Source organism: Halomonas sp. HP20-15, assembly GCF_033446685.1.
In the GTDB taxonomy this organism is placed as follows: Bacteria; Pseudomonadota; Gammaproteobacteria; order Pseudomonadales; family Halomonadaceae; genus Modicisalibacter.
Map to the genome: position 1 here is coordinate 1 of NZ_JAWQLY010000023.1, position 25,308 is coordinate 25,308.

At 65.2% G+C, this 25,308-nt stretch carries 24 protein-coding genes; 17 read left to right on the forward strand and 7 right to left on the reverse strand.

The features are described from left to right. On the reverse strand, nucleotides 1-1,034 hold a 1,034-nt coding region (gene tsaD, locus R6258_RS18445; protein WP_318453370.1), incomplete at its 3' end, for a tRNA (adenosine(37)-N6)-threonylcarbamoyltransferase complex transferase subunit TsaD. A gap of 269 nt (nucleotides 1,035-1,303) precedes the next feature. Between tsaD and rpsU the strand changes: the two genes are divergently transcribed. The 3 genes from rpsU to rpoD all read left to right on the forward strand — a co-directional run bounded on the left by rpsU (nucleotide 1,304) and on the right by rpoD (nucleotide 5,669). Next, nucleotides 1,304-1,519, forward strand: a complete 216-nt coding sequence (gene rpsU / locus R6258_RS18450) for a 30S ribosomal protein S21 (protein ID WP_031382407.1) — start codon at nucleotides 1,304-1,306, stop codon at nucleotides 1,517-1,519. Between the two features lie 227 nt (nucleotides 1,520-1,746). Next, complete coding sequence (gene dnaG, locus R6258_RS18455; protein ID WP_318453373.1) at nucleotides 1,747-3,576, forward strand: DNA primase; 1,830 nt, start codon at nucleotides 1,747-1,749, stop codon at nucleotides 3,574-3,576. A gap of 242 nt (nucleotides 3,577-3,818) precedes the next feature. Beyond that, nucleotides 3,819-5,669 (forward strand): RNA polymerase sigma factor RpoD, encoded by a 1,851-nt coding sequence (gene rpoD / locus R6258_RS18460; protein WP_318453375.1) that lies wholly within the window; start codon nucleotides 3,819-3,821, stop codon nucleotides 5,667-5,669. Between the two features lie 81 nt (nucleotides 5,670-5,750). On the opposite strand, the gene R6258_RS18465 is transcribed toward rpoD, so the two are convergent. Beyond that, a complete protein-coding gene (locus tag R6258_RS18465; RefSeq protein WP_318453377.1) occupies nucleotides 5,751-6,398 on the reverse strand; it encodes a hypothetical protein in 648 nt (215 codons plus the stop codon). A gap of 108 nt (nucleotides 6,399-6,506) precedes the next feature. Further along, nucleotides 6,507-7,427 carry a transcriptional regulator GcvA gene (gcvA, locus tag R6258_RS18470; protein ID WP_318453378.1) on the reverse strand — a complete coding sequence of 307 codons (921 nt, stop codon included), beginning with the start codon at nucleotides 7,425-7,427 and terminating at the stop codon, nucleotides 6,507-6,509. Between the two features lie 159 nt (nucleotides 7,428-7,586). Here gcvA and R6258_RS18475 point away from each other — a divergent pair, with 159 nt between their 5' ends. Both R6258_RS18475 and R6258_RS18480 read left to right on the forward strand, forming a co-directional pair. Beyond that, a complete protein-coding gene (locus R6258_RS18475) occupies nucleotides 7,587-8,966 on the forward strand; it encodes an L-serine ammonia-lyase (RefSeq protein ID WP_318453380.1) in 1,380 nt (459 codons plus the stop codon). A 262-nt stretch (nucleotides 8,967-9,228) separates the two neighbouring features. Beyond that, a complete protein-coding gene (locus R6258_RS18480) occupies nucleotides 9,229-10,029 on the forward strand; it encodes a Crp/Fnr family transcriptional regulator (protein WP_318453382.1) in 801 nt (266 codons plus the stop codon). A 25-nt stretch (nucleotides 10,030-10,054) separates the two neighbouring features. On the opposite strand, the gene R6258_RS18485 is transcribed toward R6258_RS18480, so the two are convergent. After that, nucleotides 10,055-10,942, reverse strand: a complete 888-nt coding sequence (locus tag R6258_RS18485; protein WP_318453383.1) for a LysR family transcriptional regulator — start codon at nucleotides 10,940-10,942, stop codon at nucleotides 10,055-10,057. A gap of 155 nt (nucleotides 10,943-11,097) precedes the next feature. On the opposite strand from R6258_RS18485, the gene R6258_RS18490 reads away from it, so the two are divergent. Together R6258_RS18490 and fghA are read left to right on the forward strand one after the other, a co-directional pair. Beyond that, on the forward strand, nucleotides 11,098-12,207 hold the full coding sequence (locus tag R6258_RS18490) for an S-(hydroxymethyl)glutathione dehydrogenase/class III alcohol dehydrogenase (RefSeq protein WP_318453385.1): 1,110 nt from the start codon (nucleotides 11,098-11,100) through the stop codon (nucleotides 12,205-12,207). 83 nt (nucleotides 12,208-12,290) lie between these two features. Further along, a complete protein-coding gene (gene fghA, locus R6258_RS18495) occupies nucleotides 12,291-13,145 on the forward strand; it encodes an S-formylglutathione hydrolase (protein ID WP_318453387.1) in 855 nt (284 codons plus the stop codon). Between the two features lie 219 nt (nucleotides 13,146-13,364). On the opposite strand, the gene R6258_RS18500 is transcribed toward fghA, so the two are convergent. Beyond that, entirely contained in the window at nucleotides 13,365-14,246 is an 882-nt protein-coding gene (locus tag R6258_RS18500; protein ID WP_318453389.1) for a helix-turn-helix domain-containing protein, read from the reverse strand. Nucleotides 14,247-14,454: 208 nt separating this feature from the next. Between R6258_RS18500 and pobA the strand changes: the two genes are divergently transcribed. Both pobA and R6258_RS18510 read left to right on the forward strand, forming a co-directional pair. Beyond that, on the forward strand, nucleotides 14,455-15,639 hold the full coding sequence (pobA, locus tag R6258_RS18505; RefSeq protein ID WP_318453391.1) for a 4-hydroxybenzoate 3-monooxygenase: 1,185 nt from the start codon (nucleotides 14,455-14,457) through the stop codon (nucleotides 15,637-15,639). 217 nt (nucleotides 15,640-15,856) lie between these two features. Further along, the gene (locus tag R6258_RS18510) at nucleotides 15,857-16,744 is read left to right on the forward strand and encodes an ion transporter (RefSeq protein WP_318453393.1); all 888 of its coding nucleotides are present in this window, start codon (nucleotides 15,857-15,859) and stop codon (nucleotides 16,742-16,744) included. Nucleotides 16,745-16,922: 178 nt separating this feature from the next. On the opposite strand, the gene R6258_RS18515 is transcribed toward R6258_RS18510, so the two are convergent. Beyond that, nucleotides 16,923-17,342: a hypothetical protein gene (locus R6258_RS18515; protein WP_318453395.1), complete on the reverse strand. Its 420-nt coding sequence runs from the start codon at nucleotides 17,340-17,342 to the stop codon at nucleotides 16,923-16,925. After that, nucleotides 17,335-17,808, reverse strand: coding sequence for a hypothetical protein (locus R6258_RS18520; RefSeq protein WP_318453396.1), 474 nt, complete (start codon nucleotides 17,806-17,808; stop codon nucleotides 17,335-17,337). The genes R6258_RS18515 and R6258_RS18520 overlap by 8 nt, the downstream gene beginning before the upstream one ends. Before the next feature lie 164 nt (nucleotides 17,809-17,972). On the opposite strand from R6258_RS18520, the gene R6258_RS18525 reads away from it, so the two are divergent. The 8 genes from R6258_RS18525 to R6258_RS18560 form a co-directional block, all read left to right on the forward strand. Then, nucleotides 17,973-18,314: a PepSY domain-containing protein gene (locus R6258_RS18525; RefSeq protein ID WP_318453397.1), complete on the forward strand. Its 342-nt coding sequence runs from the start codon at nucleotides 17,973-17,975 to the stop codon at nucleotides 18,312-18,314. Nucleotides 18,315-18,324: 10 nt separating this feature from the next. Then, entirely contained in the window at nucleotides 18,325-18,999 is a 675-nt protein-coding gene (locus R6258_RS18530) for a response regulator transcription factor (protein ID WP_318453399.1), read from the forward strand. Further along, nucleotides 18,996-20,411 (forward strand): HAMP domain-containing sensor histidine kinase, encoded by a 1,416-nt coding sequence (locus R6258_RS18535; RefSeq protein ID WP_318453401.1) that lies wholly within the window; start codon nucleotides 18,996-18,998, stop codon nucleotides 20,409-20,411. The genes R6258_RS18530 and R6258_RS18535 overlap by 4 nt, the downstream gene beginning before the upstream one ends. Nucleotides 20,412-20,655: 244 nt before the next feature. After that, on the forward strand, nucleotides 20,656-21,621 hold the full coding sequence (locus R6258_RS18540) for a sugar-binding transcriptional regulator (protein ID WP_318453403.1): 966 nt from the start codon (nucleotides 20,656-20,658) through the stop codon (nucleotides 21,619-21,621). A gap of 114 nt (nucleotides 21,622-21,735) precedes the next feature. Further along, on the forward strand, nucleotides 21,736-23,046 hold the full coding sequence (locus R6258_RS18545) for a sugar ABC transporter substrate-binding protein (RefSeq protein WP_318453405.1): 1,311 nt from the start codon (nucleotides 21,736-21,738) through the stop codon (nucleotides 23,044-23,046). A 74-nt stretch (nucleotides 23,047-23,120) separates the two neighbouring features. Next, nucleotides 23,121-24,008: a carbohydrate ABC transporter permease gene (locus tag R6258_RS18550; protein ID WP_136066162.1), complete on the forward strand. Its 888-nt coding sequence runs from the start codon at nucleotides 23,121-23,123 to the stop codon at nucleotides 24,006-24,008. Nucleotides 24,009-24,023: 15 nt separating this feature from the next. Beyond that, entirely contained in the window at nucleotides 24,024-24,845 is an 822-nt protein-coding gene (locus R6258_RS18555) for a carbohydrate ABC transporter permease (protein WP_318453407.1), read from the forward strand. A 10-nt stretch (nucleotides 24,846-24,855) separates the two neighbouring features. After that, a partial coding sequence (locus R6258_RS18560; protein ID WP_318453408.1) for an ABC transporter ATP-binding protein occupies nucleotides 24,856-25,308 on the forward strand: 453 nt, incomplete at its 3' end.

The window sequence follows — 25,308 nt, forward strand, 5'->3', positions numbered from 1 at the left end:
TTTGAAGTGGCAGGCGGCGTCAATTCGGCCAGCGGCCAGCGCGGAACGGCAAGCATGGCATCGCCGTCGCGCTCACCAGCCAACAAGCGCTGGGCGCCGACGTAGGCGATCATCGCGCCATTGTCGGTGCAGAAGCGTCCGCGGGGATAGTAGGCGCGCGCCCGACGCTTGCCGACCTCGATGCTCAGGCGTTCGCGTAGCCGCTGGTTGGCGCTCACCCCGCCGGCTACCACCAGCCGCTTCAGGCCGGTCTGATCGAGCGCTCGCCGACATTTGATCACCAGCGTATCGACCACCGCTTCCTCGAAGGCGCGGGCGATGTCGGCGCGTCCCCGGTCGTCGAGCTCGCCGGCGTCGCGCAGGGCATTGGCGGTGGTCAGGGTATGGGTCTTGAGCCCCGAGAAACTGAAATCGAGCCCCGGGCGGTCGGTCATCGGTCGCGGGAAGCGAAAGCGTCGCGGGTCGCCCCGTTCGGCGAGCTTTGCGACCTGCGGGCCGCCGGGGTAGGGCAGGCCGAGCATCTTGGCGGCCTTGTCGAAGGCTTCGCCGGCGGCGTCGTCGACCGACTCGCCGAGCAAGCGGTACTCGCCCAGGCCGCGCACTTCGACCAGTTGGGTATGGCCGCCGGAGACCAGCAGCGCGACGAACGGGAAGGCGGGGGCCTCGTCCTCGAGCATCGGCGCGAGCAGGTGGCCTTCCATGTGGTGCACGCCGAGCACCGGTATGCCCAGCGCCCGGGCCAGGCCGTGGGCGGTGCTGGCGCCGACCATCAGCGCGCCGACCAGCCCGGGGCCGGCGGTATAGGCGATCCCGTCAAGCTCGCCGCGCACCAGCGAGGCACTGTCGAGCACCTCCTGGATCAATGGCAGCAGCTTGCGGGTATGATCGCGCGAGGCCAGCTCGGGGACCACGCCGCCAAAGTCGGCATGCATGGCGATCTGGCTGTAGAGGGCGTCGGCCAGCAGGCCGCGTTCGGTGTCGTAGAGGGCGACGCCGGTCTCGTCGCAGGAGGTCTCGATCCCCAGTATGCGCATGGTGTGACTCGTCGCTCGCGGCAAGAAAGCGGCCATTCTACCGGCTTTGCCGCGGCGGCGGCAGGGGCGCCGACGGCGATGTTTGCAAAGCTCGTGGGCAGGGACTAGAATACCCGACTCTGCAAGACTGGGTCGTGCGCCCAATACCCGAACTGAACGTCTTTCCCGGTCGCCGGATGGTTCGTTTCCCTGTGAACGGCGGGATGCGACGATCGGATCGAGCGCACGTTCAAAACCGAACTCATGATTTCAAGGTAGGTGAGTGCTTAATGCCTTCTGTCAAAGTACGTGATAACGAGCCGTTCGACGTCGCCCTGCGTCGCTTCAAGCGGTCCTGCGAAAAAGCCGGCGTGCTCTCCGAAGTGCGTCGTCGCGAGAGCTATGAAAAGCCGACCGCAGTACGCAAGCGCAAGGCAGCGGCGGCCGTGAAGCGTCACGCCAAGAAGTTGCAGCGTGAGCGCAAGCGTTTCGAACGGCTGTACTGATACGTACTGGAGGCGGACATCGTCTGCCTCAGAGGGACGCCAAGCGGCCGCCATCCGGTGGCCGTTTGTTTTTTGTGTCTGGCAGCCTGGCGGGCTCAACACTGATCTGCTGCGGAATCGCTTCTCGTCCGATGATCGGTCAATCCCGACAGCCTGCCGGACGGTGGCGATGGTCCTCATCCCCGACAGCTTTCATTCCCCGGATAGCTTTCACATAGAGCCCTCGCATGGCCGGTCAGATTCCCCAGCGCTTTATCGATGACCTGCTCGCCCGCGTCGATGTGGTCGAGGTCGTCGGCGAGCGCGTGACGCTCAAGAAGGCCGGTCGCAACTATGCGGGCTTGTGCCCGTTTCATCAGGAGAAGTCGCCGTCGTTCACCGTCAGCCAGGACAAGCAGTTCTATCACTGCTTCGGCTGCGGCGCCCACGGCAACGCGCTGCGCTTTCTGATGGAATACGACAATCTGCGCTTTCCCGAGGCGGTCGAGCAGCTGGCCGCGCGCCAGGGGCTCGAGGTGCCGCGCGAGGGTGCCGACGACCCGCATGCCAAGGCCCGCGAGAAAAAACGTCAGGAGGGCGTCAACCTGCTCGAGCTGTCGGCGAGCTTCTTCCGCGAGCGCCTGGCGATGAACGAGGGTCGGGCGGCGCGGGGCTATCTCGACAACCGCGGGCTGTCACCCGAGGTTGTGCGCGACTTCGCGATCGGCTACGCCCCCGACAACTGGGAGGCGCTCAAGCGCCACCTGAGCGAACGCGGGATCAGCGAGGCGGTGCAGGTGGAGTACGGGCTGCTGGTAAGCCGCGAGGACTCGGGGCGCAGCTACGACCGCTTCCGCGACCGGGTGATGTTCCCGATACGCGACTGGAAGGGGCGTACCATCGGTTTCGGCGGTCGGGTGCTGGGCGATGCCAAGCCCAAGTATCTCAATTCGCCCGAGACTCCGGTGTTCCACAAGGGGCGCGAACTCTACGGGCTGTTCGAGGCGCGCCAGGCCAATCGCCAGCTCGAGCGGCTGGTGATCGTCGAGGGCTACATGGACGTCGTGGCGCTGGCCCAGTTCGGCATCCGCAACGCCGTGGCGACGCTCGGCACCTCGACCAGCGAGGAGCATCTGCAGCGGCTGTTCAGGTTGGTCGGCGAGGTGGTGTTCTGCTTCGACGGCGACAACGCCGGCCGGCAGGCGGCGCGCCGGGCCCTGGACAACGTGCTGCCGCAGATGATCGACGGTCGCCAGGCGCGTTTTCTGTTCCTGCCCGAGGGCGAGGACCCGGATAGCTTGGTGCGGAGCGAGGGCGCCGAGGCGTTCAATGACCGCATCACCTGTGCCAGCCCGCTCTCGGAGTTTCTCTTCGAGCAGGCGGCGGAGGGGCGCGACCTACAACGGATCGAGGATCGGGAACGCTTCGCCAGCGGCGTGCTCAAAGCCTTGAGGCGTCTGCCCGAGGGCGTGCTCAAGTCGTTGCTGCTGAGCGAGCTGGCGACGCGCACCGGGATCGATGCGTCGCGCTTCGAGGCGCTGCTCGAGTCCGGCGACGGGCGTGGGGCGAAGGCGCCCGACGGGCCGGAGCCGTCCGTCGGGGGCGCTCCGGTCGAGGGCGAGCGGGGCTCCGCTGCGCCGGCTTCGGCGCGTGGAGGGTCGCTCGGACTGCTGGCGCGTACGCTTCAACTGCTGGTGCACGAGCCGACGCTGGTCGAGCGTTTACCTGCAGATCTCGACTGGTGTGCCGATAATGACAGTGACGGCGTACTGTGTCGTGAGGTCATCCGCCTGCTGCGGGCCGGGCGTTATCGCAGTCCGCAGGTGCTGCTGGCGCACTTTCATGGCAGCGCCGAAGGTCAGCGGTTGCAGGTCCTGGCGCGCCGCGAGCTGTTGATACCGCGTGCGGCCAGAGCCGCCGAGCTCGATGGTCTGATCGAGCACTTTCGGCGTCAGAGTTCGGCCGAGGCGCCGGAAACGGAAATCAACGACCTGCTCGCCAAGCAGCGCGGCGGCGAACGGCTATCGAGCGAGGAGCGCCAACGGCTCATGGAGCTGTTCCAGATGGCCAAGCGCTGATCGCGTCGAGGCCGGCCTTCGTTCGAGCGGTGTCGGGGAGGGGTTGAAATAACGCGAGGCGCCCTCATCTACAGGGCTAAGTAGAAGCAGCGTAACCGGATAAACTAACACACCTGAATTGCGGCGCAAATAGAAGAGACTGGCGGATGAGTGATTTGATCCGCTATACTTGCGGGCTAACTTAGATTTTCACCGCCTTATCGTTCAGGTGCTTCATTCTTCTTCGTCGATATAGGGTATCTATGGCTGGAAATGCGCAGCAGTCACGTCTGAAGGAGTTGATCGCGCGCGGCAAGGAACAGGGCTTCCTGACCTATGCCGAGGTCAACGACCACCTCCCCGAGGATATCGCCGACCCGGATCAAGTGGAAGACATCATCGGCATGATCAACGACATGGGAATCAATGTCGTTGAGGAAGCACCCGATGAAGACGCACTGATGATGTCCGATCACTCGACCGACGAGTCGGCTGCCGAAGAGGCGGTCGCCGCGTTGGCCGCGGTGGAGAGCGATGTCGGTCGGACCACGGACCCGGTGCGCATGTACATGCGCGAGATGGGCACCGTCGGGCTGCTGACTCGCGAAGGCGAGATCGAGATCGCCAAGCGCATCGAGGAAGGCACTCGCGAGGTGATGTCCGCGCTGGCTTACCTGCCCGGGGCGGTGGAATCGATCCTCGAGGCCTACGATGCCACGCAGGACGAGGAACAGCCCGGCCGGCTTTCCGATCTGTTCTCCGGTTTCATCGATCCCGACGAGGGGATTCCCGGTGTCGCCGAAGCGGAAGTGCCCGAAGAAGTGCCCAGCGACGACGATGCCGAGAGTGACGGCGACGACGACGATGAGGAAGACGACACCGAGGAAGAAGAGAACAGCGGCGGTCCCGATCCCGAGGAAGCGCGTGCACGCTTCGAGCAGATTCGCGAGCAGAATGCGGCCGCCAAGGCGGCGTTGGCCAAGTATGGCCCGGGTGCCGCCGAGGCGGTTGCCGAGCAGTCGCGCCTCGCCGAGCTGTTCTCGCCGATCAAGCTGGTGCCCAAGCACTTCGAGCGGCTGGTCAACCAGGTGCGGATCAGCGTCGAGCAGGTTCGCGACCAGGAGAAGATGATTCTTCAGGTCTGCGTCAAGAAGGGCAAGGTGCCGCGCAAGGCCTTCATCAAGAGCTTCCCGGGCAACGAATCCAACAGTCAGTGGCTGGACGACTTCCTGGGCAGCAACCCCAAGTATGCCGACAAGCTTAAGGCGTTCCGCGGCGACATCCAGCGCGCCCAGCGCAAGATCGCCTTCGAGGAAGAGCTGATCCAGTTGCCGGTGGGTGAGATCAAGGAGGTCAACCGTCGGTTGTCGATCGGCGAGGCCAAGGCGCGCCGGGCCAAGAAGGAGATGGTCGAGGCCAACCTGCGTCTGGTGATCTCGATCGCCAAGAAGTACACCAATCGGGGCCTGCAGTTCCTCGACCTGATTCAGGAAGGCAACATCGGCCTGATGAAGGCGGTCGACAAGTTCGAGTACCGGCGCGGTTACAAGTTCTCGACCTACGCGACCTGGTGGATCCGCCAGGCGATCACTCGCTCGATCGCCGACCAGGCGCGGACCATCCGCATCCCGGTGCACATGATCGAGACCATCAACAAGCTCAACCGCGTGTCGCGGCAGATGCTGCAGGAGATGGGCCGCGAGCCGACTCCGGAAGAGCTCGGCGAACGCCTCGAGATGCCCGAGGACAAGGTCCGCAAGGTGCTCAAGATCGCCAAGGAGCCGATCTCCATGGAGACGCCGATCGGCGACGACGACGATTCGCATCTCGGCGATTTCATCGAGGACGGCACCATGTTGCTGCCGATCGACATGGCCACCGGAGAGGGGTTGATCGAAGCCACGCGCAACGTGCTGGGCGGCTTGACGGCACGCGAGGCCAAGGTGCTGCGCATGCGCTTCGGCATCGACATGAACACCGACCATACCCTCGAAGAGGTCGGCAAGCAGTTCGACGTCACCCGCGAGCGGATTCGCCAGATCGAGGCCAAGGCATTGCGCAAGCTGCGCCATCCGTCGCGCTCCGAACCGCTGCGCTCGTTCCTCGACGAGTGACCCAGGCCTTCCTGGCAGCAAAAAGCCCGCGAGCCAAGCTCGCGGGCTTTTTTATTGTGTGCCGTGCCGGTCGGCCGCGGTTCAAGGCTGTTCGCGAGTCAGGCGCCGGGCGAGCAGAGTCAACTCGATGACCGCGAACAGGATCAACTGATAGCCGAACAGCTCGGTAATCTCCTCGGCTGCGCGCTTGAACAGGTACTGGTAATGAGCCTGGGTGAGCACCTCCCAGAAGCTGCCGCGGCCGTAGAGACGCGAGAATACGTAGGTGCACAGAAAGCCGCTGGCGAACAGGCCGAAGGCGAAGCTGTCGGCATAGCGGCCGAACTCGGCGACGAAGCGGCGACGCTGGTAAATCGTCCAGCCCAGTGCCGGCACGACCACCAGCGTAACCAGCAACTGCCAGGCGCCATCGAACAGGGTGTCGTCGAGTAGACTGTCCTGTTCGCGGATCAGTGAGGCGAGCAGAAAGGCCAGTAGCAGGGTCGCCACCTGGCGCAGCGGTCGCGAACGGCGTGCCTCGAGCGCGAGCAGGCCGATGCTGATCGCCAGCAGTAGCGACTGTAGCAGTTCAGTGAGGCCGAACTCGCTGAAGCGACTGCCTTGCAGGTATGTGCTCTCGTAATAGACCCCCTGCATCAATACGCCAACGGTAATTATGTAGAGCGAAGCGCGCAGACAGGTCGCCTTGAAGCCGATACCCCGTTCCGGTGGCCGAAACCGTGCGTCCATACCGATCTCGCTGCTTTAAAAAACACTGTTTCTTAAGATTTTATTATAGCAAAAGAGCCATCGGTGGATAGTCGCCGCCATCGGAGAGTCAGCCCAGCCCAGCCCGGATCAGCTCGGCTGGCGGTGGGCTTCCTCGACCAGCCAGTCGTGTACCGCGCGGACACGACGATCGTCCAGTGCGCCGGGGGCGTGCACGATGCCATAGCGCTTGTCGGTGGCCACGCGCTGCGCGAACGGGGCCACCAGTTGCCCGGTCTTGAGTTCGTTGGTGATCAGCGTGCGCCGGGCGATGGCGACCCCCATGCCGTCGATGGCGGCCTCCATGGTCAACTGATTGCGGTTGAAGGTATAGCCGCGGCGTACGTTGACATGGCTGGCCCCGATCGCCGTGAGATAGTGCTCCCATTCGGCATAGTCGTGGCTGCCGCGCCAGGCGGTGACGTCGTGCAGCAGAGGGTAGTAGGCCAGATCGTCGGGGCGCGATAGGGGCGGTCGGCCGCGCATCAGCGAGGGGGCGCAGACCGGAAAGATCATCTCGTCCATCAATGGGGTGATCGAAAGCCCCGGGTAGTGGCCGTCGTTGAGGTCGATCGCCAGGTCGAAGTCGCCGTCGCGCAGCGACAGGCTGCTGTCCTCGGCGGCGATGTGTAGTTCGATGTCGGGAAAGCGTGCCTGCAGCCTCGGCAGACGCGGCATCAGCCATTTGGCGAGAAACGAGGGCAGCGCGCGCAGCCGCAGGATGCCGCTCATCAGCCCCGAACGCAGCCGATGGACCTCGAGGCCCACGGCCTGGTAGGCGTCGTCGACCACGCCGGCCAGGCGCTGCCCCTCGTCGGTGAGTTCCAGGCGTCTTGGCAGGCGGCGAAACAGCTTGAAGCCCAGCCGCTCCTCGAGCTGCTTGATCTGCTGGCTGACCGCGCCGGTGGTGACATGCAGCTCCTCGGCGGCGCGGGTGAACGAAAGATGCCGCGCGCTGACCGCGAAGACCTTCAGCCAAGCATGTGTCTGGGAATTGAGTGTCCGGCTCATGGTTTAGCTATTCTAAAAGGCGAGCAAGTTATTCTCGGTTGTACCTCATATACTCTCGGTGCAGGCTAGCGTCAAACCATTCAGGCCAATCATTGGCTTTAGTGATATTGATCTCAAGCCTGTCGCAGACTCAACTTGTCGTAGACAGAGGGAGGCAACGTGGCCATCAGCGTGTTCGACCTGTTCAAGATCGGCATCGGCCCATCGAGTTCGCACACCGTCGGGCCGATGCGCGCCGCCAACGACTTCATCGAGAGCCTGCGTGACGAGGATCTGCTCGAGCGCGTGGCACGCATCGAAGTACAGCTCTATGGATCGCTATCGGCCACCGGGATCGGCCATGGCACCGACCGTGCGGTGATCATGGGGCTGATGGGCGAGCATCCCGAGCGCATCGATCCGGCGATCATCTCGCCATGCATCGAAGAACTGCTCGAAGCGCAGGCCCTGCCGCTCGACGGCCGCCTGGCGATACCCTTTGTCTGGGCGCGGGACATGCAGCTTTACGAGCACAGCCTGCCGCACCATCCCAACGCCATGCGGCTGATCGCCCACGGGCATGCCGATGAACTCTATCGCAACACCTACTATTCGGTGGGCGGCGGTTTCGTCATCGACGAGCGTCAGGCCCAGGCCGGCGAGCTGGATAGCGACACGACCCGCTTGCCCTACGACTTCGATTCGGCTGCACAGCTATTGGCATTGTGCCGGCTGCACGGGTTGCGCATCAGCGAGCTGATGCTGGCCAACGAGCAGGCGTGGCGCGAAGAGCAGACGATTCGCGACGGGCTGTGGCGGATCTGGGAGGCGATGCGCGCCTGCGTCGACCAGGGACTCGACAAGGAGGGCATGCTGCCCGGCGGGCTTAACGTCAGACGCCGCGCCAAGCGCCTGCACCAACGGCTTATCGCCGCCGAGGACAGCCCCAGCCTGATCGCTTCGACGTTCTCGGCGATGGACTGGGTCAATGTCTTCGCCCTGGCGGTCAACGAGGAGAATGCCGCCGGTGGACGCATGGTGACTGCGCCCACCAATGGCGCGGCGGGCATCATTCCCGCCGTACTGCACTACTACATGAAATTCCAGCCCGACGCCTGCGAGCGCGACGTGGTCGATTTCCTGCTCACCGCAGGGGCGGTGGGCATCCTGTGCAAGAAGAACGCGTCCATCTCGGGCGCCGAGGTCGGCTGCCAGGGCGAGGTCGGCTCGGCCTGCGCGATGGCTGCGGCCGGCCTCGCCGAACTCATGGGCGGCTCGCCCGAGCAGGTCGAGAACGCCGCCGAGATCGGTCTCGAGCACAACCTGGGGCTGACCTGCGATCCGATCGGCGGGCTGGTCCAGGTACCCTGTATCGAGCGCAACGCGATCGCCTCGGTCAAGGCGATCAATGCCGCGCAGATGGCGCTGCGCGGCGACGGCGAGCACTTCGTCTCGCTCGACAAGGCGATTCGCACCATGCGCGACACCGGCGCCGACATGCAGGACAAGTACAAGGAAACCTCGCGAGGCGGGCTGGCGGTCAATGCCATCGAATGCTGAGCGGCTCCTCGCCGAGACTGCGAAAGCGCCCCTACGGGCGCTTTTTTTGTGTAGCATGCTGGCTCGACAAGCAGACAAAGGCCGTAAAGCAACTTCTGGAAGTTGTCGAGAAGCTTGATTAACCTGGGTTATCGGTAGAAAACGGGGAAATGCGGCACTCTTTCGCTCCCGCGCGCAAGTCACCGCTTGCAGCGCAGCGAGCAAGCCCCATCTAGAAGAATAACGAGATACGCTGAAGCGAGCCAACCGGAGACCTCGTCGAATGAATCTTCAGGACAGTTGCATCATTCGCCACTTCAGTCACTTCTGCCGCTTATCGGAAGATGACAAGCAACTATTGCGGCGCCTCGAAGAGAGCCCCGAGCAAGTGAAGGCCGGCAGCGTGCTGTGGCAAGAGGAGGACAGCGCCAGCGAGTTCTGCACCCTGAGCCGCGGCTGGGCCTATTCCTACCGCAATCTCGGCGACGGCAGCCGGCAAATCCTCGAAATCTACCTGCCCGGCGACATCATCGGTTTGCGCGAATTCGCCTTCTCGCAGCGCCTGGCCGGCGTGGCGATGATCGACGACGGCGTAATCTGCCACTTCCCGCACCGCCGACTGCTCGATATCTTCAACCAGTCCAACACCCTGACGGCGATCCTGTTCGCGATCTCCAGCCGCCAGCAGGCGCTGCTCACCGAGCGCTTGATCAATCTTGCGCGGCGTACCGCTCACCAGAAGCTCGCCCACTTCATCTACGAGATGTACCTGCGCCTGTTGCAGACCGGGGCGCTGAGCGACGGCGATTTTCGCCTGCCGCTGTCCCAGGAGCAGCTTGCCGACACGCTGGGCCTGAGTGCCGTGCATGTCAGCCGGACCTTCTCCGCGTTCCGCGAGCAGGGGCTGGTGCTGCGCGATCGCCATCACGTGAAGCTGCCCGATCCCGAGGCGCTGGCGCGGGTCGCCGAGTTCGACGACTGCTATCTCAACGACAGCGTGCGGCCGATCTTCTTCGATGGCACCGAGGCGGCCATGCGCATGACCAATTCCCATTCCGCGGACGAGGGACCGGTAGCCAAGTGAAGCCCGCCCGTCGACCGGTACACGCTCAGCGCGTCAGGCGGGCATCGGGCAAATGCGCGGCGAGAAAATCGACGAACTGGCGGACCTTGGCGGACAGATGGCGGTGGCGCGGATAGACGGCCCACACTGCGGTATCGGCGAACTGATACTGTTCGAGCACCGCGACCAGCTTGCCGCTTCGCAGGTCCGCCATCACGTAGTAGTCGGGTAGCTGCGCCAGTCCCAGCCCCTTGCGCGCGGCGTCGAGCAACGCCGGCCCCGAGTTGGCCTGCCAGCGGCCGCTGACGCGCACCTCGCGCCGCTGCCCGCCGACGCTGAACAGCCAACTGTCGCGCGAGCCCACCAGGCAGTTGTGCGCGGCCAGTTCGGCCAGGCTGTGCGGGCGCGCGGCCTGCTCGAAATAGTCCCGCGAGCCCACCACGTATTCGCGTCGCTCGCACAGCCGCCGGGCGATCAGGCTCGAATCCTTGAGTGAGCCCATGCGAATCGCCACGTCGAAACCTTCGTCGATCAGATCCACCTGGCGGTTGGTGAAGTGCATGTGCACTTCGAGCTGCGGATGCCGGCACTGGAAGTCGTTGACCAGCGGCGCGATGTAGCGCTCGCCGAAGGTCGTCGCGCAGGTCAGCGACAGCGTGCCCTTGGGCCGGGCCTGAAAGTCGTCGAGCGCCGACTCGGCTTCGCGAAAGCCTTCGAACAGCGGCTGGCAGTGCTGGTAGTAGAGTCGTCCGGCGTCGGTCAGGCGGATGCGTCGCGTGGTGCGGTAGAGCAGCTGAGTGTCGAGACGGCTCTCGAGCTGGCCGACCAGGCGGCTGACGTGCGAGGCAGAGACCCGGAGCTCGCGGGCGGCGGCGGAAAAACTGCCCTGGCGCACCACTTCGACGAAGGCTTCGATCCGGTCCCATCGCTGCATTGTTGTTCCTCGGCAATAATCTTGTGACGGCAGTGGCGTTTATCGCCGGCCGCGAAGTGCTTAGACTGAGCAAGTGCCTAGACTGGGGCAGGGGCCGACACGCCGCTCGAGTCGTTGCGGCGACGCGCCAACCGACCGAATCAGGAGAATCATCGATGAAATCACGCGCCGCCATTGCCTGGGAAGCCGGCAAGCCGCTGGAACTCACCGAAATCGACGTGGAAGGGCCCAGGGCCGGCGAGGTGCTGGTGCGCATCGTCGCGACCAGCGTCTGCCATACCGATGCCTATACGCTGTCCGGTGCCGATCCCGAGGGACTGTTTCCGTCGGTGCTGGGGCACGAAGGCGCCGGCGTCGTCGAGGAGGTCGGCGAGGGCGTCACCGGCCTGGCCCCGGGCGATCACGTGATTCCGCTGTATACCGCCGAGTGCGGCCAGTGCAAGTTCTGCCTGTCGGGCAAGACCAACCTGTGCAGCGCGGTACGTGCCACCCAGGGCAAGGGACTGATGCCCGACGGCACGTCGCGCTTCTCGCTGGGCAGCCAGTCGCTGCATCACTACATGGGCTGTTCGACGTTCTCGGAGTACACCGTGCTGCCCGAGGTATCGCTGGCCAAGGTCTCCAAGGCGGCGCCGCTGGACAAGATCTGCCTGCTCGGCTGCGGAGTCACCACCGGCATCGGCGCGGTGCTCAACACCGCCAAGGTCGAGCCGGGATCGACCGTCGCGGTGTTCGGCCTCGGCGCCATCGGCCTGGCGGTGATCCAGGGCGCGCAGATGGCCAGGGCCGGACGCATCATCGCCATCGACGTCAATCCCGACAAGTTCGAGCTGGCGCGCCAGTTCGGCGCCACCGAGTTCGTCAATCCCAAGGACTATTCCGATCCCATCCAGCAGGTGATCGTCGATTTGACCGACGGCGGCGTCGACTACTCCTTCGAGTGCATCGGCAACGTCAACGTCATGCGCTCGGCGCTCGAGTGCTGCCACAAGGGCTGGGGCGAGTCGATCATCATCGGCGTCGCCGGGGCCGGCGAGGAGATCGCCACGCGGCCGTTCCAACTGGTCACCGGGCGGGTCTGGAAGGGCTCGGCGTTCGGCGGCGTCAAGGGCCGCAGCGAACTGCCCGGCTACGTCGAGCGCTACATGAGCGGCGAGATCAAGATCGACGAGTTCGTCACCCACGACATGCCCTTCGAGCAGATCAACGAGGCCTTCGAGCTATTGCATCAGGGCAAGAGCATCCGCAGCGTGCTGCATTATTAATTAATACCCGCTCGAGCCCGCGCGAAAAACGATACGCGGGCGCCGCCAGCGGCGTCCGCCACGGCATGACACAAGGAGGATGCATGAGCATGTCCGAATCGCTGGAGCTGGTCTCGGCCACCAAGTCGTTCGGTGGCTGGCTGAAACGCTACAAGCATCATGCCCGCAGCCTGGATTGCGAGATGATCTTCGCCATCTACCTGCCGCCGCAGGCCGAGGAGCATAAAGTGCCGGTACTGTGGTGGCTGTCGGGACTGACCTGCAACGACGAGAACTTCATGCAGAAAGCCGGCGCGCAGCGGCTCGCCGCCGAGCTGGGCATGGCGATCATCTGCCCGGACACCAGCCCGCGTGGCCTCGACCTTCCCGGCGAGCATGACAGCTACGACTTCGGCTCGGGGGCGGGCTTCTATCTCAACGCCAAGCGCGAACCGTGGTCACGCCACTATCGCATGTACGATTACGTCAACGACGAACTGCCGTCGGTGGCCCGCCAGCACTTTCCGCTCAATGGCCGCGAGGCGATCAGCGGGCACTCGATGGGCGGCCATGGCGCGCTGGTACTGGCGCTGCGCCAACCCGGGCGCTTCGCCTCGGTGTCGGCGTTCGCCCCGGTGGTCAATCCCATGGACGCGCCATGGGGCCAGAAGGCGTTCAAGAACTACCTGGGCGAGGAGCGGGGCGACTGGCGCCAGTACGATACCTGCGAACTGGTGGTCAAGGGCGTCTCGCGGCAACCGCTGTTCATCGACCAGGGCGAGGCCGACGATTTCCTCGACGAGCAACTAAAGCCCGAACGTCTCGAGACGGTGTGCCGGACCAACAATCACCCGTTGACCCTGCGTCGTCAGCCCGGTTACGACCACAGCTACTTCTTCATCGCCAGCTTCATCGACGACCACCTGCGCTATCACGCCAAGCATTTGAAGTTGATCTGACCTCGGTCGATGACGCATTACATGATAAGCGCCCCGCCTCGAGCGGGGCGCTTTGGGTTGCAAGTCTTGCAAAGCACTTCAAACATTTCCCGTACAGAGTGGTGGGGGGCAGGTTGAAGCGAGGGTCTTTTGCCAAGGATGGCGGAAGTAGCGCCCCTGGACGGGTTCACAGCGCCCTCGTAGAAACCTGCCTCCCACCGCAAAATAAGGTTCTGCCCCTCAGCGGCTCAATCGGAACGCCTTGGGCGACTGGCCGGTGTGGCGCTTGAAGAAGCGGGCGAAGTAGCCCGGTTCGGAGAATCCCAGCCCGTCGGCGATCTGGCCGACGGTCAGGTTGGTATAGGTGAGCTGGCGCTTGGCCTCGAGCAACAAGCGCTCGTGGAGCAGTTGCAGGGCGCTGCGCGCGGCCAGGCGGCGGCACAGGGTATTGAGATGCGCGCTGGTCAGGCCGAGCTCGTCGGCCAATGCCTCGATCGTCGGCTGCTCGGCGTAACGCGCCTCGATCAGTGCCTGGAAGCGCTGCAGGTGGCCCTGGCCCCGGTCGTGGGTAACGGCGCGTCGCGGCCGGCGGCGCTCGGCGCGTCGCGCAAGCTGCACGGCGAGCGCCTGGACCAAGGCGTGCAGCAGCGCCTCGCGGCCCTGGGCCGGCTGGCGGTATTCGTCGTCGATGCGCACCACCAGCTCGGCGATGGCGGGGCGCTCGGGCTGCCCGGCCAACGGGTAGGACGCGGGCCGGGTGAGCACCTCCCCGAGCGGTTCGAGACGCTCCTGCAGATGCGCGGCGAGCGGCTTGGCCAGGCTGATGATGTGGCCGTCGATATCGCTCGAGAAGCGAAAGCCGTGAATCGACACGGCCGGCACGACGATCAGCAGCGGGCCCTCAAGGTCGCGCTCGCGGCCCTCGAGATGCAGTTGCACCCGGCCGGCCTCGATGTGCAGCAGATGCAGCAGGTCGGCGTGACGGTGCGGCTTGATGTGCCAGTTGTGCAGGCGACTGCGTGCGGCGATCGACTCGCAGTGCAGCAGGTCGGGGGTCGGCCAGTGGTCGGTCTCGCCGTAGAGCTGAAAAACCGGAACGATGTCGAGCGGCCACTTTGCCATGAGGGCTCTCCTCGCTGCGTGCGGTCCGGCACTCGCTGGGTGGCGACGTGGCCGGGGCTGCAACCCTGGACCCCGATGGCGATCTAGACCAAAGTCCGGGGGCGATCTTGTAAATGTCCAGGTATGTGTCCGGATTCTGCCTTATTCGCCGCCGCGATTCGATGAAAAATACCATTCATCGATAGGCCATGGCGAAGGAGGCACCCTCATGAAGACTCAGGTGGCGATCATTGGCGCCGGCCCCTCCGGGCTGTTGCTCGGCCAGTTGCTGCATCGTCAGGGCATCGACAACGTGATTCTCGAGCGGCGCTCCGGCGAGTATGTGCTGAGCCGCATTCGCGCGGGGGTGCTCGAACAGGGCATGGTCGATCTGCTGCGCGAGGCCGGCGTCGATGCCCGTATGGACGCCGAGGGCCTGCCGCATAGCGGCTTCGAACTGGCATTCGAGAATCGCCGCGTGCACGTCGACCTCGCCGGGCTGACCGGTGGCAAGACGGTCATGGTCTACGGCCAGACCGAGGTCACCCGCGACTTGATGGCGGCGCGCCACGAGGCAGGAGCGACGACGGTCTACGAGGCCGACGACGTACGGCTGCACGGGATCGACGGCGAGGCGCCCTGCGTCACCTTCGTCAGGGACGGCCGGCGCCAGACCCTGGAATGCAACTATATCGCCGGCTGCGACGGCTACCATGGCGTGTCGCGGCAAGCCATTCCCGCCGAGCGGCTCAAGACCTTCGAGCGGACCTATCCGTTCGGCTGGTTGGGCGTGCTTTCCGACACGCCGCCGGTCTCCGACGAGCTGATCTACGCCAGCCATGCGCGCGGCTTCGCGCTATGCAGCATGCGCTCGGCCACGCGCAGCCGCTACTACGTGCAGGTGCCCGAGGGCGAGAAGGCCGAGGACTGGTCGGATGCGCGCTTCTGGGACGAGCTCAAGGCGCGTCTACCCGACGACGTGGCCGCCAAGCTCGTCACCGGCCCCTCCATCGAGAAGAGCATCGCGCCGCTGCGCAGTTTCGTCGCCGAGCCGATGCAGTACGGGCGGCTGTTTCTGGTCGGCGACGCCGCGCATATCGTGCCGCCCACCGGGGCCAAAGGGCTCAACCTGGCTGCCAGTGACGTCAACACGCTCTATCGGGTCATGCTCAAGGTCTACCGGGAGGGACGCGTCGATCTGATCGAGCGCTATTCCGAAATCTGCCTGCGGCGGGTGTGGAAGGCGGTACGCTTCTCGTGGTGGATGACCTCAAATCTTCACAAATTTTCCGATCAGGAGGATTTCGCCCGGCGCATCCAGCAGGCCGAACTCGACTATTACACCGCCAGCCGGGCCGGGCTGACGACCATCGCCGAGAACTACGTCGGCCTGCCCTACGAGGCGATCGAATAGCCCGTTGCGCTCGGCCCACTGCGCTTGGAAAGCTCCGCCGAATCGAAATCCCGTCGCGTTGAAAAGCCCGCCGGGCAGCCATGCCATCCTCCTTGACCCGCCACGGCGGGTTCTTTTCACAAGCGCTTGGCGCGCCTGCCCGTCGGGGACGGGGTCGCCAGGCCCGCAAGCCGGCGCTATCCTCGGTGGCTTCATTCGCCGCACGGCCTGGCTGCCCATGCAAGATCGCATAACGCCGTTTCAACTGCTCATCCTGGTGCTGTCGTTCTACGTGCTGGGCGCCCTGATTGCCGACACCTTCTTCGCGCTGTCGCCCGAGGTGTCGCACCTGCTCCAGTACATGGACCTGGTGGTCTGCGTGTTCTTCTTCGCCGATTTCTGCGTGCGCCTGCGTGCCGCCAAGGACAAGTGGCGCTTCATGCGCTGGGGCTGGATCGACCTGCTGGCCAGCATCCCCGCCGGCTGGCTGATGGGCGCCAAGGCGTTTCGCGTGGTGCAGCTCATCCGTCTGTTGCGGGCACTCAAGTCGCTGGAGATGATCTGGCGGCTGCTGTTCCGCAACAAGGCCCAGGGCGTGCTGGCCTCGGCGGCGACCCTGACCGTGCTGCTGCTGGCCTTCGGCGCGATCACCATGCTGCTGGTCGAGAAACCCAATGCCGCCAGCCCGATCGATACCGCCGAGGAGGCGCTGTGGTGGGCCATCGTCACGGTCACCACGGTCGGCTACGGCGATTATTACCCGGTCACCACCCAGGGGCGGGTGGTGGCGGTACTGCTGATGGTCTGCGGCGTGGGGCTGTTCGGCAGTTTCGCCGCCTATATCAGCTCGCTGTTCATCGCCGACCAGAGCGAGCGCGAAACGCGCCAGCACAAGGCGGACAGGGAGATGGTGCGCCAGCTCGGGCATCAGGTGGCGCAATTGAACGAGGAGGTGCGCGCTTTGCGCGAGACGCTGGCCACGCTGCATCCGGGATTGGATACCCCCACCCCGGACGTATCCACGCCGGACGTATCCACGCCGGACGAAGCGTCCCGCGAGCCCCAGCGAAGCGCGTCCGGCGCGAAGACACCTGACAAGGACGTGCCGGATCGGCATCCTGAGTGATTGATTCGCTTTATCGCTTCAATGATGACGATGCATTGGAGCCATTACCGGGCGGGCCTTAGTCTGGGTGGTGTCTGGAGGCCAACCAGACGGGCTTATGCATGATCCGAGTGCATTGAAGCTCCACCTACCTCGACCCGCGTAACCCCAACGCGGGTTTTTTTCTTTCCTGTGAGTGTTAGTGGAAGCCGTCGCGATTCCGTGCTTGCCGTGTAGGCTCGTCACGCACCTCGTAGTCGCCCTCCAGCACCTGTTGCCGGCTTGACCGGGTGGCATCGTGGCGAGGGGCGTCGCTGCCGCCGATGTTCTGGGCGTGGCGGGCGCGAAACGCCTCGGCCTGCTTCTTCATGCGGTGGCGCACCAGTGGCAGCATCAGCCAGCCGACCAGCAGGAAGAACAGCCCGAGTACGGTCCCGACGAGCATCAGCACGCCGAACATCAGCCAGGTGAAGAACAGCCGCGGTCCGCTCATCGAGGCGGAAGGCCGCGCGCGGCGCGCGCGTGCCTGCCAGGCTCTCGCCGCCTGCCAGGCGGCGTTATCCCGGCCTGTGCCGGTATGGCGAGCGTTGCCCTGGTGTGAGTCGTTGCGTTCAGTCATTGTTCACTCCGATGACCGAGAAATCGCTGCCGTCGAGGCGCAGATCGATCTCGCGGTGCTGGTTGTCATAACCCTCGATGTCGAGATGACCCGATTCATCGACATCGAGCGACTCGAATCGTTGCAGGCCGGATTGCCGTGCGACGTTCAGCGCCTGCTCGACATCACCGCCGGCGAGGCTCCATTGGGGAATGTCACTACGCTGCTGCGCTTCGCGGGTCAGCGAGCCGTCACTCTGCAGCATCTCGACATCGAGTTGCCAGCCGTCGTCGCGCCAGCCCTCCATCTCGATGCGCCCGCCGTCTTCGACGGCGATCTCTTCATAGGCGGTGAAGCCGTGCTGGCCCGCCGAGGCGAGCAGTGAATCCAGCTCGGCGAAGGTCACGCTGCCGTCGTCGGCCAGCGCCACGCTCGAAAGGCCACCGGAAAAGGCCACGGGTACCATCAGCATACGCAGTGTCTTCATGTCTCGTCTCCCTTGCGGCGGTTGCCGTGTGATGCCGAAATCCGTTTTACGCCGTGCGACCTTGCAGTGAGCTGAAGAGGGCGTTCATGGTGCGTTCATTTTCAGGGTGGGCTAAGCGGTCGCCGTTCATGGCGCGTTCATGGCACTTTTGGCAAGCTGAAACCATGAATATGCTCCCTGCTTCGATGACTGGCTGTCGGGCGCTGCTGCTGGCGGCGTTGCTGGGCCTGCCGCTTGCCGCGCCGGGCGACGATGGCTGGCGCGAGTTGCACGAGGAAGTCCGCCAGGGGCGCCTGGTGTCGCTGCCCAGCGTGCTCGATTGGCTGCAGGCGCACTATGTCGGGCAGGTTCTCGAGGTGGAACTCGAGCGCGACGACGACGCGACTCGCTACGACGTCGAGATGATCGGCCCCCAGGGGCAGCTGGTAGAGTTCGAGTTCGACGCCGCCAGCGGCAAACTGCTGGATGTGGACGGCGTCAATGTCGAGGCGATGAAGCGACCATGAGCATGTTGTCATGAAAGTACTGCTGGTAGAGGACGATCGGGCCCTGGCCGCGGCGCTCGGCGAGTCGCTGCGCGATGCCGGGGTGCTGGTCGAGAGCGTCGGCAACGGTGGCGAGGCCGACTTCCTGGTGCGCACCGAACGCTACGACGCGGTGGTGCTCGACCTGGGCCTGCCCGACGGCGATGGCACGCGCTGGCTGGCGCAGTGGCGCGACGACGCCATCGACCTGCCGGTACTGGTGCTCACCGCCCGCGAGCGCTGGTCGGACAAGGCCGCCGGCTTCTCGGCCGGCGCCGACGACTACGTCACCAAGCCGTTCGAGACCGCCGAGGTGCTGTTCCGCCTGCGTGCGCTGGTGCGGCGCAGCCATGGCCACGCCCACCCGGTGCTGACGCTCGGCGAGCTGGCCTTCGACACGCACACCGCGAGCGTCACCCTGGCCGGGCGACCGGTGACGCTGACCGCCCAGGAGTCGCGCCTGCTCGCCTATCTTATGCATGCCGCGCCGCGCATCGTCAGCCGCAGCGAACTCGCCGAGCACGTCTACGACCGCGACCACGAGCCCGACTCCAACGTCATCGACGTGCAGATCAGCCGGCTGCGCCGCAAGCTCGGCAGCGAGCGCATCGAGACCCTGCGCGGCCAGGGCTATCGGGTGCTGGCGATCGAGGCCGAGGGGTCTTGAGCGGCGTCGTCGGAACCGGAGCGCGCCCATGGCGGCTAGCCAAGGCACGTCTGCGGGCGCTGGCCACGCGTCCCGCCGGCTGGTCGCTGAGCCGGCGCCTGCTGGCGGCGTCGCTGGCGCTGGTCCTGGTGATCCTGCCGCTGGCGGGCGCCGGGCTGGCCTACAATTTCCGCGAATCGGTGACCGCCTCGTTCGACCAGCGGCTACGCTCGCTGCTCCAGGTGGTGCTCGCCGATCTCGACTACAACCCCACCGAACAGCGCCTGCAGATCTCGCGCTCGCTGGGCGATGCGCGCTTTGAGCGGGTGTTTTCGGGCTGGTACTGGCAGATCAGCGACGACCACGGCACCTCGCTGGTCTCGCGCTCGCTGTGGGATCAGCGCCTGCCGGTATCGATGGCCGACGGCGTCACCCTGCGCAACATCGTCGGGCCGCGCGGCGAACCGTTGCGGGTCATCGAACGCGATGTGCACCTGGCCGGGCATCCGCAGCGCCTGCACGTCAGCGTCGCCGCCTCGCGCGAGGAGCTCGATGCCGAAGTGGCGCGTTTCGAGTGGCTGCTGGGACTGTCGCTGCTGACCCTCGGCGCGCTGCTGCTGTGCGGCCTGGCGGTGCAGATCCGCTGGGGGCTGGCGCCGCTGCGCCGGCTGCACGTCAACCTCACGCGGATCGAGGCCGGTCAGGAACAGCGCCTGGATACCCGCCTGCCCGGCGAGCTGAGCGAGCTGGCCACGGCGATGAACGAAGTGCTCGAGCGCGACCGGCGGCTGATCGAGCGCGGTCGCAGCGCCGCCGGCAATCTCGCTCACGCGCTCAAGACCCCGGTCAGCGTGCTGCAGGCGCTTTCCGACCGGCTGCCCGAGGGCGAGCGGCGTCAGGTCCGCGACGAGCTGGGGCGCATCGACGATGCGGTGCGCCATCACCTGGCGCGGGCCTCGGCCGCCGGTGGGGCGACGCTCGCCGGGCGGGTGCGCCTGGGCGAGGCGATCGCGCCGGTGGTCGACGGCCTGGCGCGTCTGGCCGGGCGTCGCGGCATCGAACTAGAGCGCGCCATCGATGCGAGCCTCGCCGTGCGCATGGACCCGCAGGATCTGCAGGAGCTGGTCGGCAATTTGCTCGACAACGCGCTGCGCTGGGCGGGTAGCCGGGTGAGCCTGCGCGTGAGTGGCGAGGCCGGCGGGGTGCGGTTGAGCATCGAGGACGATGGCCCGGGGATGAGCGCCGAACAGCGCGAGGCGGCACTGGCGCGGGGCGTGCGGCTCGACGAGCGTCGTTCCGGCTCGGGGCTGGGGCTGGCGATCGTCGAGGACCTGATGACCCTCTACGGAGGCACGCTGAGCCTCGAGGAGGCGGCGCTGGGCGGGCTCGCCGCGCGGGTCTGGTTACCCGGTGTGGCCGGCCCCGGCGGCTAGCGAAACGCTGCATAAATGCCTGCGCAGGTAAATCGCTGCGTTGTGCGGTGCGCGGAATCCTCACATATACCCCATATGCTCCGGTTCCTGTGCTCCGTACGCCTTGCGCTTTACACTGCTCGCCTATTTCTTCAGCGCTTCTTTAGTCGCGGCGGCGGCGTCGGCGCTTTGCGACCGATTGCATATTGTCCCGTCGTGGGCGGGCTGCGATGATTCGGCGCATCGTTACCCGGGAGGCCATGGCGTGGACAAGTATCAGCTCAAGCTCGACCAGGCCGCACGTGCGGCCTGGCTTTCCTATGTCGGCGGGCGCACCCAGGACGAGATCGCCAGCCAGTTGGGGGTGTCGCGTCCCGGCGTCCAGCGGCTGCTGGCCCTGGCCCGCCAGGAGGGGCTGGTCAAGGTGCATATCGACCACCCGCTGGCCAGCTGCATGGCGATGGCGGATGCGCTGGTGTCGCGCTTCGGCCTGCACTTCTGCGACGTGGTGCCCTCCGATCCCGACAATCGCGACGCCCGCGACAACACTTCGCACTTCATCGCCCAGGCGGGCGCCGAACGGCTGTTGCGCTATGTCGACCGCAGCGAGCCGCTGACCCTGTCGCTGGGTACCGGACGTGCGGTGCGCGCCACCGTCGAGGCGTTGAGTCGTATCGAGCGGCCCCAGCATCGCTTCGTCTCGCTGGTCGGCAACGTCGCCCGCGACGGTTCGGCCAACCGCTACGACGGGGTGATGGTGCTGGCCGACAAGACCGGCGCCGAGCGCTTCCTGCTGCCCGCCCCGGTGGTCGCCGGCTCGGTGGCCGAAAAGCATGCGCTGCTCGCTCAGCCGCTGGTACGGGCGGTCAGCGACGTGGCGATGGAGTCCGAGGCGGGGTTCATCGGCATCGGCCGCATCGACCCGCAGGCCACGTTGTTCCAGGATCACTTCATCAGCGAGGCCGAACTGCGCGAACTGCTCGATGCCGGCGCGGTGGGCGAGTTGCTGGGCTGGCCGTTCAATGCACGCGGCGAGCTGATCGACTGTCCGATCACCCAGCGCATCACCAGCTTGGCGTTGCACCGGCTCTCGGCCCAGACCCTGGTCGGGCTCGCCGGGGGGCGCGACAAGGGGCCGGCGATTCTGGCTGCTTTGCGCGGCGGGTGGCTCAAGGGGCTGGTCACCGACGAGCAGGCGGCGCGCTATATCATTGATATGGAAAGGGGTTAGTCCAAAGTATAAGTGGCGGAAGTTTGCTTTTTTTGAAGCCCTAAATGATCATTTGATTTGCTGTTGAGTAGATTGATCAACAAGAACCCAACACTCTCCGCCAAGGGGCATGCCATGCGGTTACAGCACAAGATTCCGCTCGCGGGGGCCATCGCCCTCGCTTCCGTCTCGGCCCACGCCGAGACCATCACCGTGGCCACGGTGAACAACAACGACATGATCATCATGCAGGGCCTGACCGACGAATTCGAAAAGGCTCATCCGGACATCGACCTGGAATGGGTGGTGCTCGAGGAAAACGTCCTGCGCCAGCGCCTGACGACCGACATCGCCACCAACGGTGGCCAGTTCGACGTCATGACCATCGGCACCTACGAAGTGCCGATCTGGGCCAAGCAGGACTGGCTGGTCAAGCTCGACGACCTGCCCGAAAGCTATAACGAGCAGGACCTGCTCAAGCCGATCCGCGACGGCCTGAGTCAGGACGGTTCGCTCTACGCACTGCCGTTCTACGGCGAAAGCTCGATGACGTACTACCGCACCGACCTGTTCGAGAAGGCTGGCATCGAGATGCCCGAGCAGCCGACCTGGCAGCAGGTCCGCGACTGGGCGAGCCAGATCCACGATCCCGACAACGGCGTCTACGGCATTTGCCTGCGCGGCAAGCCGGGCTGGGGCGAGAACATGGCCTTCGTCTCGACGCTGGTGAATACCTTCGGTGGCCGCTGGTTCGACCAGGACTGGCATCCGGAAATCAATTCGCCGGAGTGGAAGGAAGCGGTCAGTTTTTACGTCGACCTGATGAACAACTACGGCCCGCCGGGGGCGACCTCCAACGGCTTCAACGAGAACCAGGCGCTGTTCTCGAGCGGCAAGTGCGGCATGTGGGTCGATGCCACGTCGGCCGCGGGTCGGCTCTACAACCCCGACGAATCCCAGGTGGCCGACAAGCTGGGCTTCGCCCCGGCGCCGATCGCCAAGACGCCGAAGGGCGCCAACTGGCTGTGGTCCTGGACGCTGGCGATCCCTGCCTCGTCGGATGCCAAGGACGCCGCCAAGACCTTCATCACCTGGGCGACCTCGCAGGACTACATCGAACTGGTCGGCGAGACCGAAGGCTGGACCAGCGTGCCGCCGGGCACCCGTGAATCCACCTACGAGAATCCCAAATATCAGGAAGCCGCGCCGTTCGCCGATTTCGTGCTGAACGCCATCCAGACCGCCGACCCGACCGATTCGACGCTCAAGCCGAGCCCGTACATCGGCGTGCAGACCGTCAATATCCCCGAGTTCCAGGCGGTGGGTACCCAGGTCGGTCAGATGGTCGGTGCCGCGCTGTCCGGCCAGCAGCCGGTCGATGCCGCCCTCGACCAGGCCCAGCGCTCGGTCGAACGCACCATGCGTCAGGCCGGCTACTACAAGTAACGCGCGTCCCGCTTCGGCCGGATCGTCACGGTCCGGCCGCTTTTACCGACTCCTCATCCTGAATGGGCTCCCCCATGCGCGAAAGAACGTCCGGACGAACCGTCGGGGGCTTCCGCAACCTGTTCCTGCAGGGCCCGGCGGTCACGCTGTTGCTGTTGTGGATGCTGGTGCCGCTGGGCATGACCCTGTGGTTCTCGTTCCAGCGCTACAACCTGATCAATCCCATGATTTCCGGCTTCGCCGGCTGGGACAATTACACCTACCTGCTCACCGACCCGGCGCTGTGGACGGCGATGGGCAATACCCTGCTGCTGGTCGGCTGGGTGCTGGCGATCAGCGTGATCGGCGGCACACTGCTGGCGGTACTCTTCCAACAGGAATTCTTCGGCCGCGGCATCGCCCGGCTGCTGGTGATCGCGCCGTTCTTCGTCATGCCCACCGTCGGTGCGCTGGTGTGGAAGAACATGCTGATGCACCCGGTCAACGGCGTGTTCGCCTGGTTGAGCAACCTGCTCGGCCTGCCGGTGATCGACTGGTTCTCGGCGATGCCGCTGACCTCGATCATCATCATCGTCGCCTGGCAGTGGATGCCGTTCGCGCTGCTGATCCTGCTCACCGCCATCCAGTCGCTGGACGACGACCAGGTCGAGGCGGCGCGCATGGACGGCGCCGGCCCCCTGGCGATCTTCTGGTTCATCACCCTGCCGCACTTAAAACGCGCGATCAGCGTGGTGATCATGATCGAGATGATCTTCCTGCTGACCGTGTTCGCCGAGATCTTCGTCACCACCTCGGGCGGACCCGGGCTGGCCTCGACCAACCTGGCCTATTTCATCTACATCCGCGCGCTGCTGGATTTCGACGTGGGCGGCGCCTCGGCCGGCGGGGTCATCGCGATCATTCTCGCCAACATCGTGGCGATCTTCCTGGTCCGCACCGTGGCCAAGAATCTCGAGACCTGAGGCGAGGAGCACTGCATGAACCCTTCGATGACCAAGAAACTGCTGCTCACGCTGCTCGCCTGGGGCATCGCGCTGATCGTGTTCTTTCCGATCTTCTGGATGGTACTGACCGGCTTCAAGACCGAGGGCGAGGCGGTGGCGACGCCGCCCAGTCTGTTCTTCGAGCCCACCCTGGCGGGGTATCACACCGTCATGGCGCGCGCCGACTACTTGAAGTTCGCCCTGAACAGTATCGTGATCTCGTTCGGCTCGACGCTGCTGGCACTGCTCGTGGCGATTCCCTCGGCCTATTCGATGGCCTTCCTGCCGACCAAGCGCACCCGCGGCACGCTGCTGTGGATGCTCTCCACCAAGATGCTACCGCCGGTCGGCGTGCTGATGCCGGTCTACCTGCTGTTCCGCGACATGGGACTGCTCGACTCGCAGCTCGGACTGACCATCGTCTACATGCTGATGAACCTGCCGATCGTGGTGTGGATGCTCTATACCTTCTTCAAGGACATCCCCAAGGACATTCTCGAGGCGGGACGCATGGACGGCGCCGGGACGCTGCAGGAGGTGCTTTACCTGCTGTTGCCGCTGACCCTGCCGGGGATCGCCTCCACCGGTCTGCTGTCGGTGATCCTGAGCTGGAACGAGGCGTTCTGGAGTCTCAATCTGACGACCTCCGACGCCGCTCCGCTGACCGCTTTCATCGCCTCCTTCTCGAGCCCCGAAGGGCTGTTCTGGGCCAAGTTGTCCGCCGCCTCGACGCTGGCCATCGCGCCGATCCTGATCTTCGGCTGGATGACCCAAAAGCAGATGGTTCGTGGCCTCACTTTCGGCGCCGTCAAATAAGGAATCCGACATGGCAACGCTGCAACTCAACAACATCGTCAAGGACTTCGGCGGCACCCCGGTCATCAAGGGCGTCGATCTCGAGGTCAAGGACCGCGAGTTCGTGGTCTTCGTCGGCCCCTCCGGCTGCGGCAAGTCGACCCTGATGCGGATGATCGCCGGCCTCGAGAGCACCACCAGCGGCGACATCTCGATCGACGGCCAGCGCATCAACGACGTCGGCCCCGCCGATCGCGGCCTGGCGATGGTCTTTCAGAGCTACGCGCTCTACCCGCACATGAGCGTCGAGGACAACATGGGCTTCAGCCTGCGCCTGGCCAAGGTACCCAAGGCCGAGCGCCGCGAGAAGGTGCTCGCCGCCGCGCGCATCCTGCAGCTCGAGGAGTTGCTCGACCGCAAGCCCCGCGCGCTGTCCGGCGGCCAGCGCCAGCGTGTGGCGATCGGCCGGGCGATCGTGCGCAAC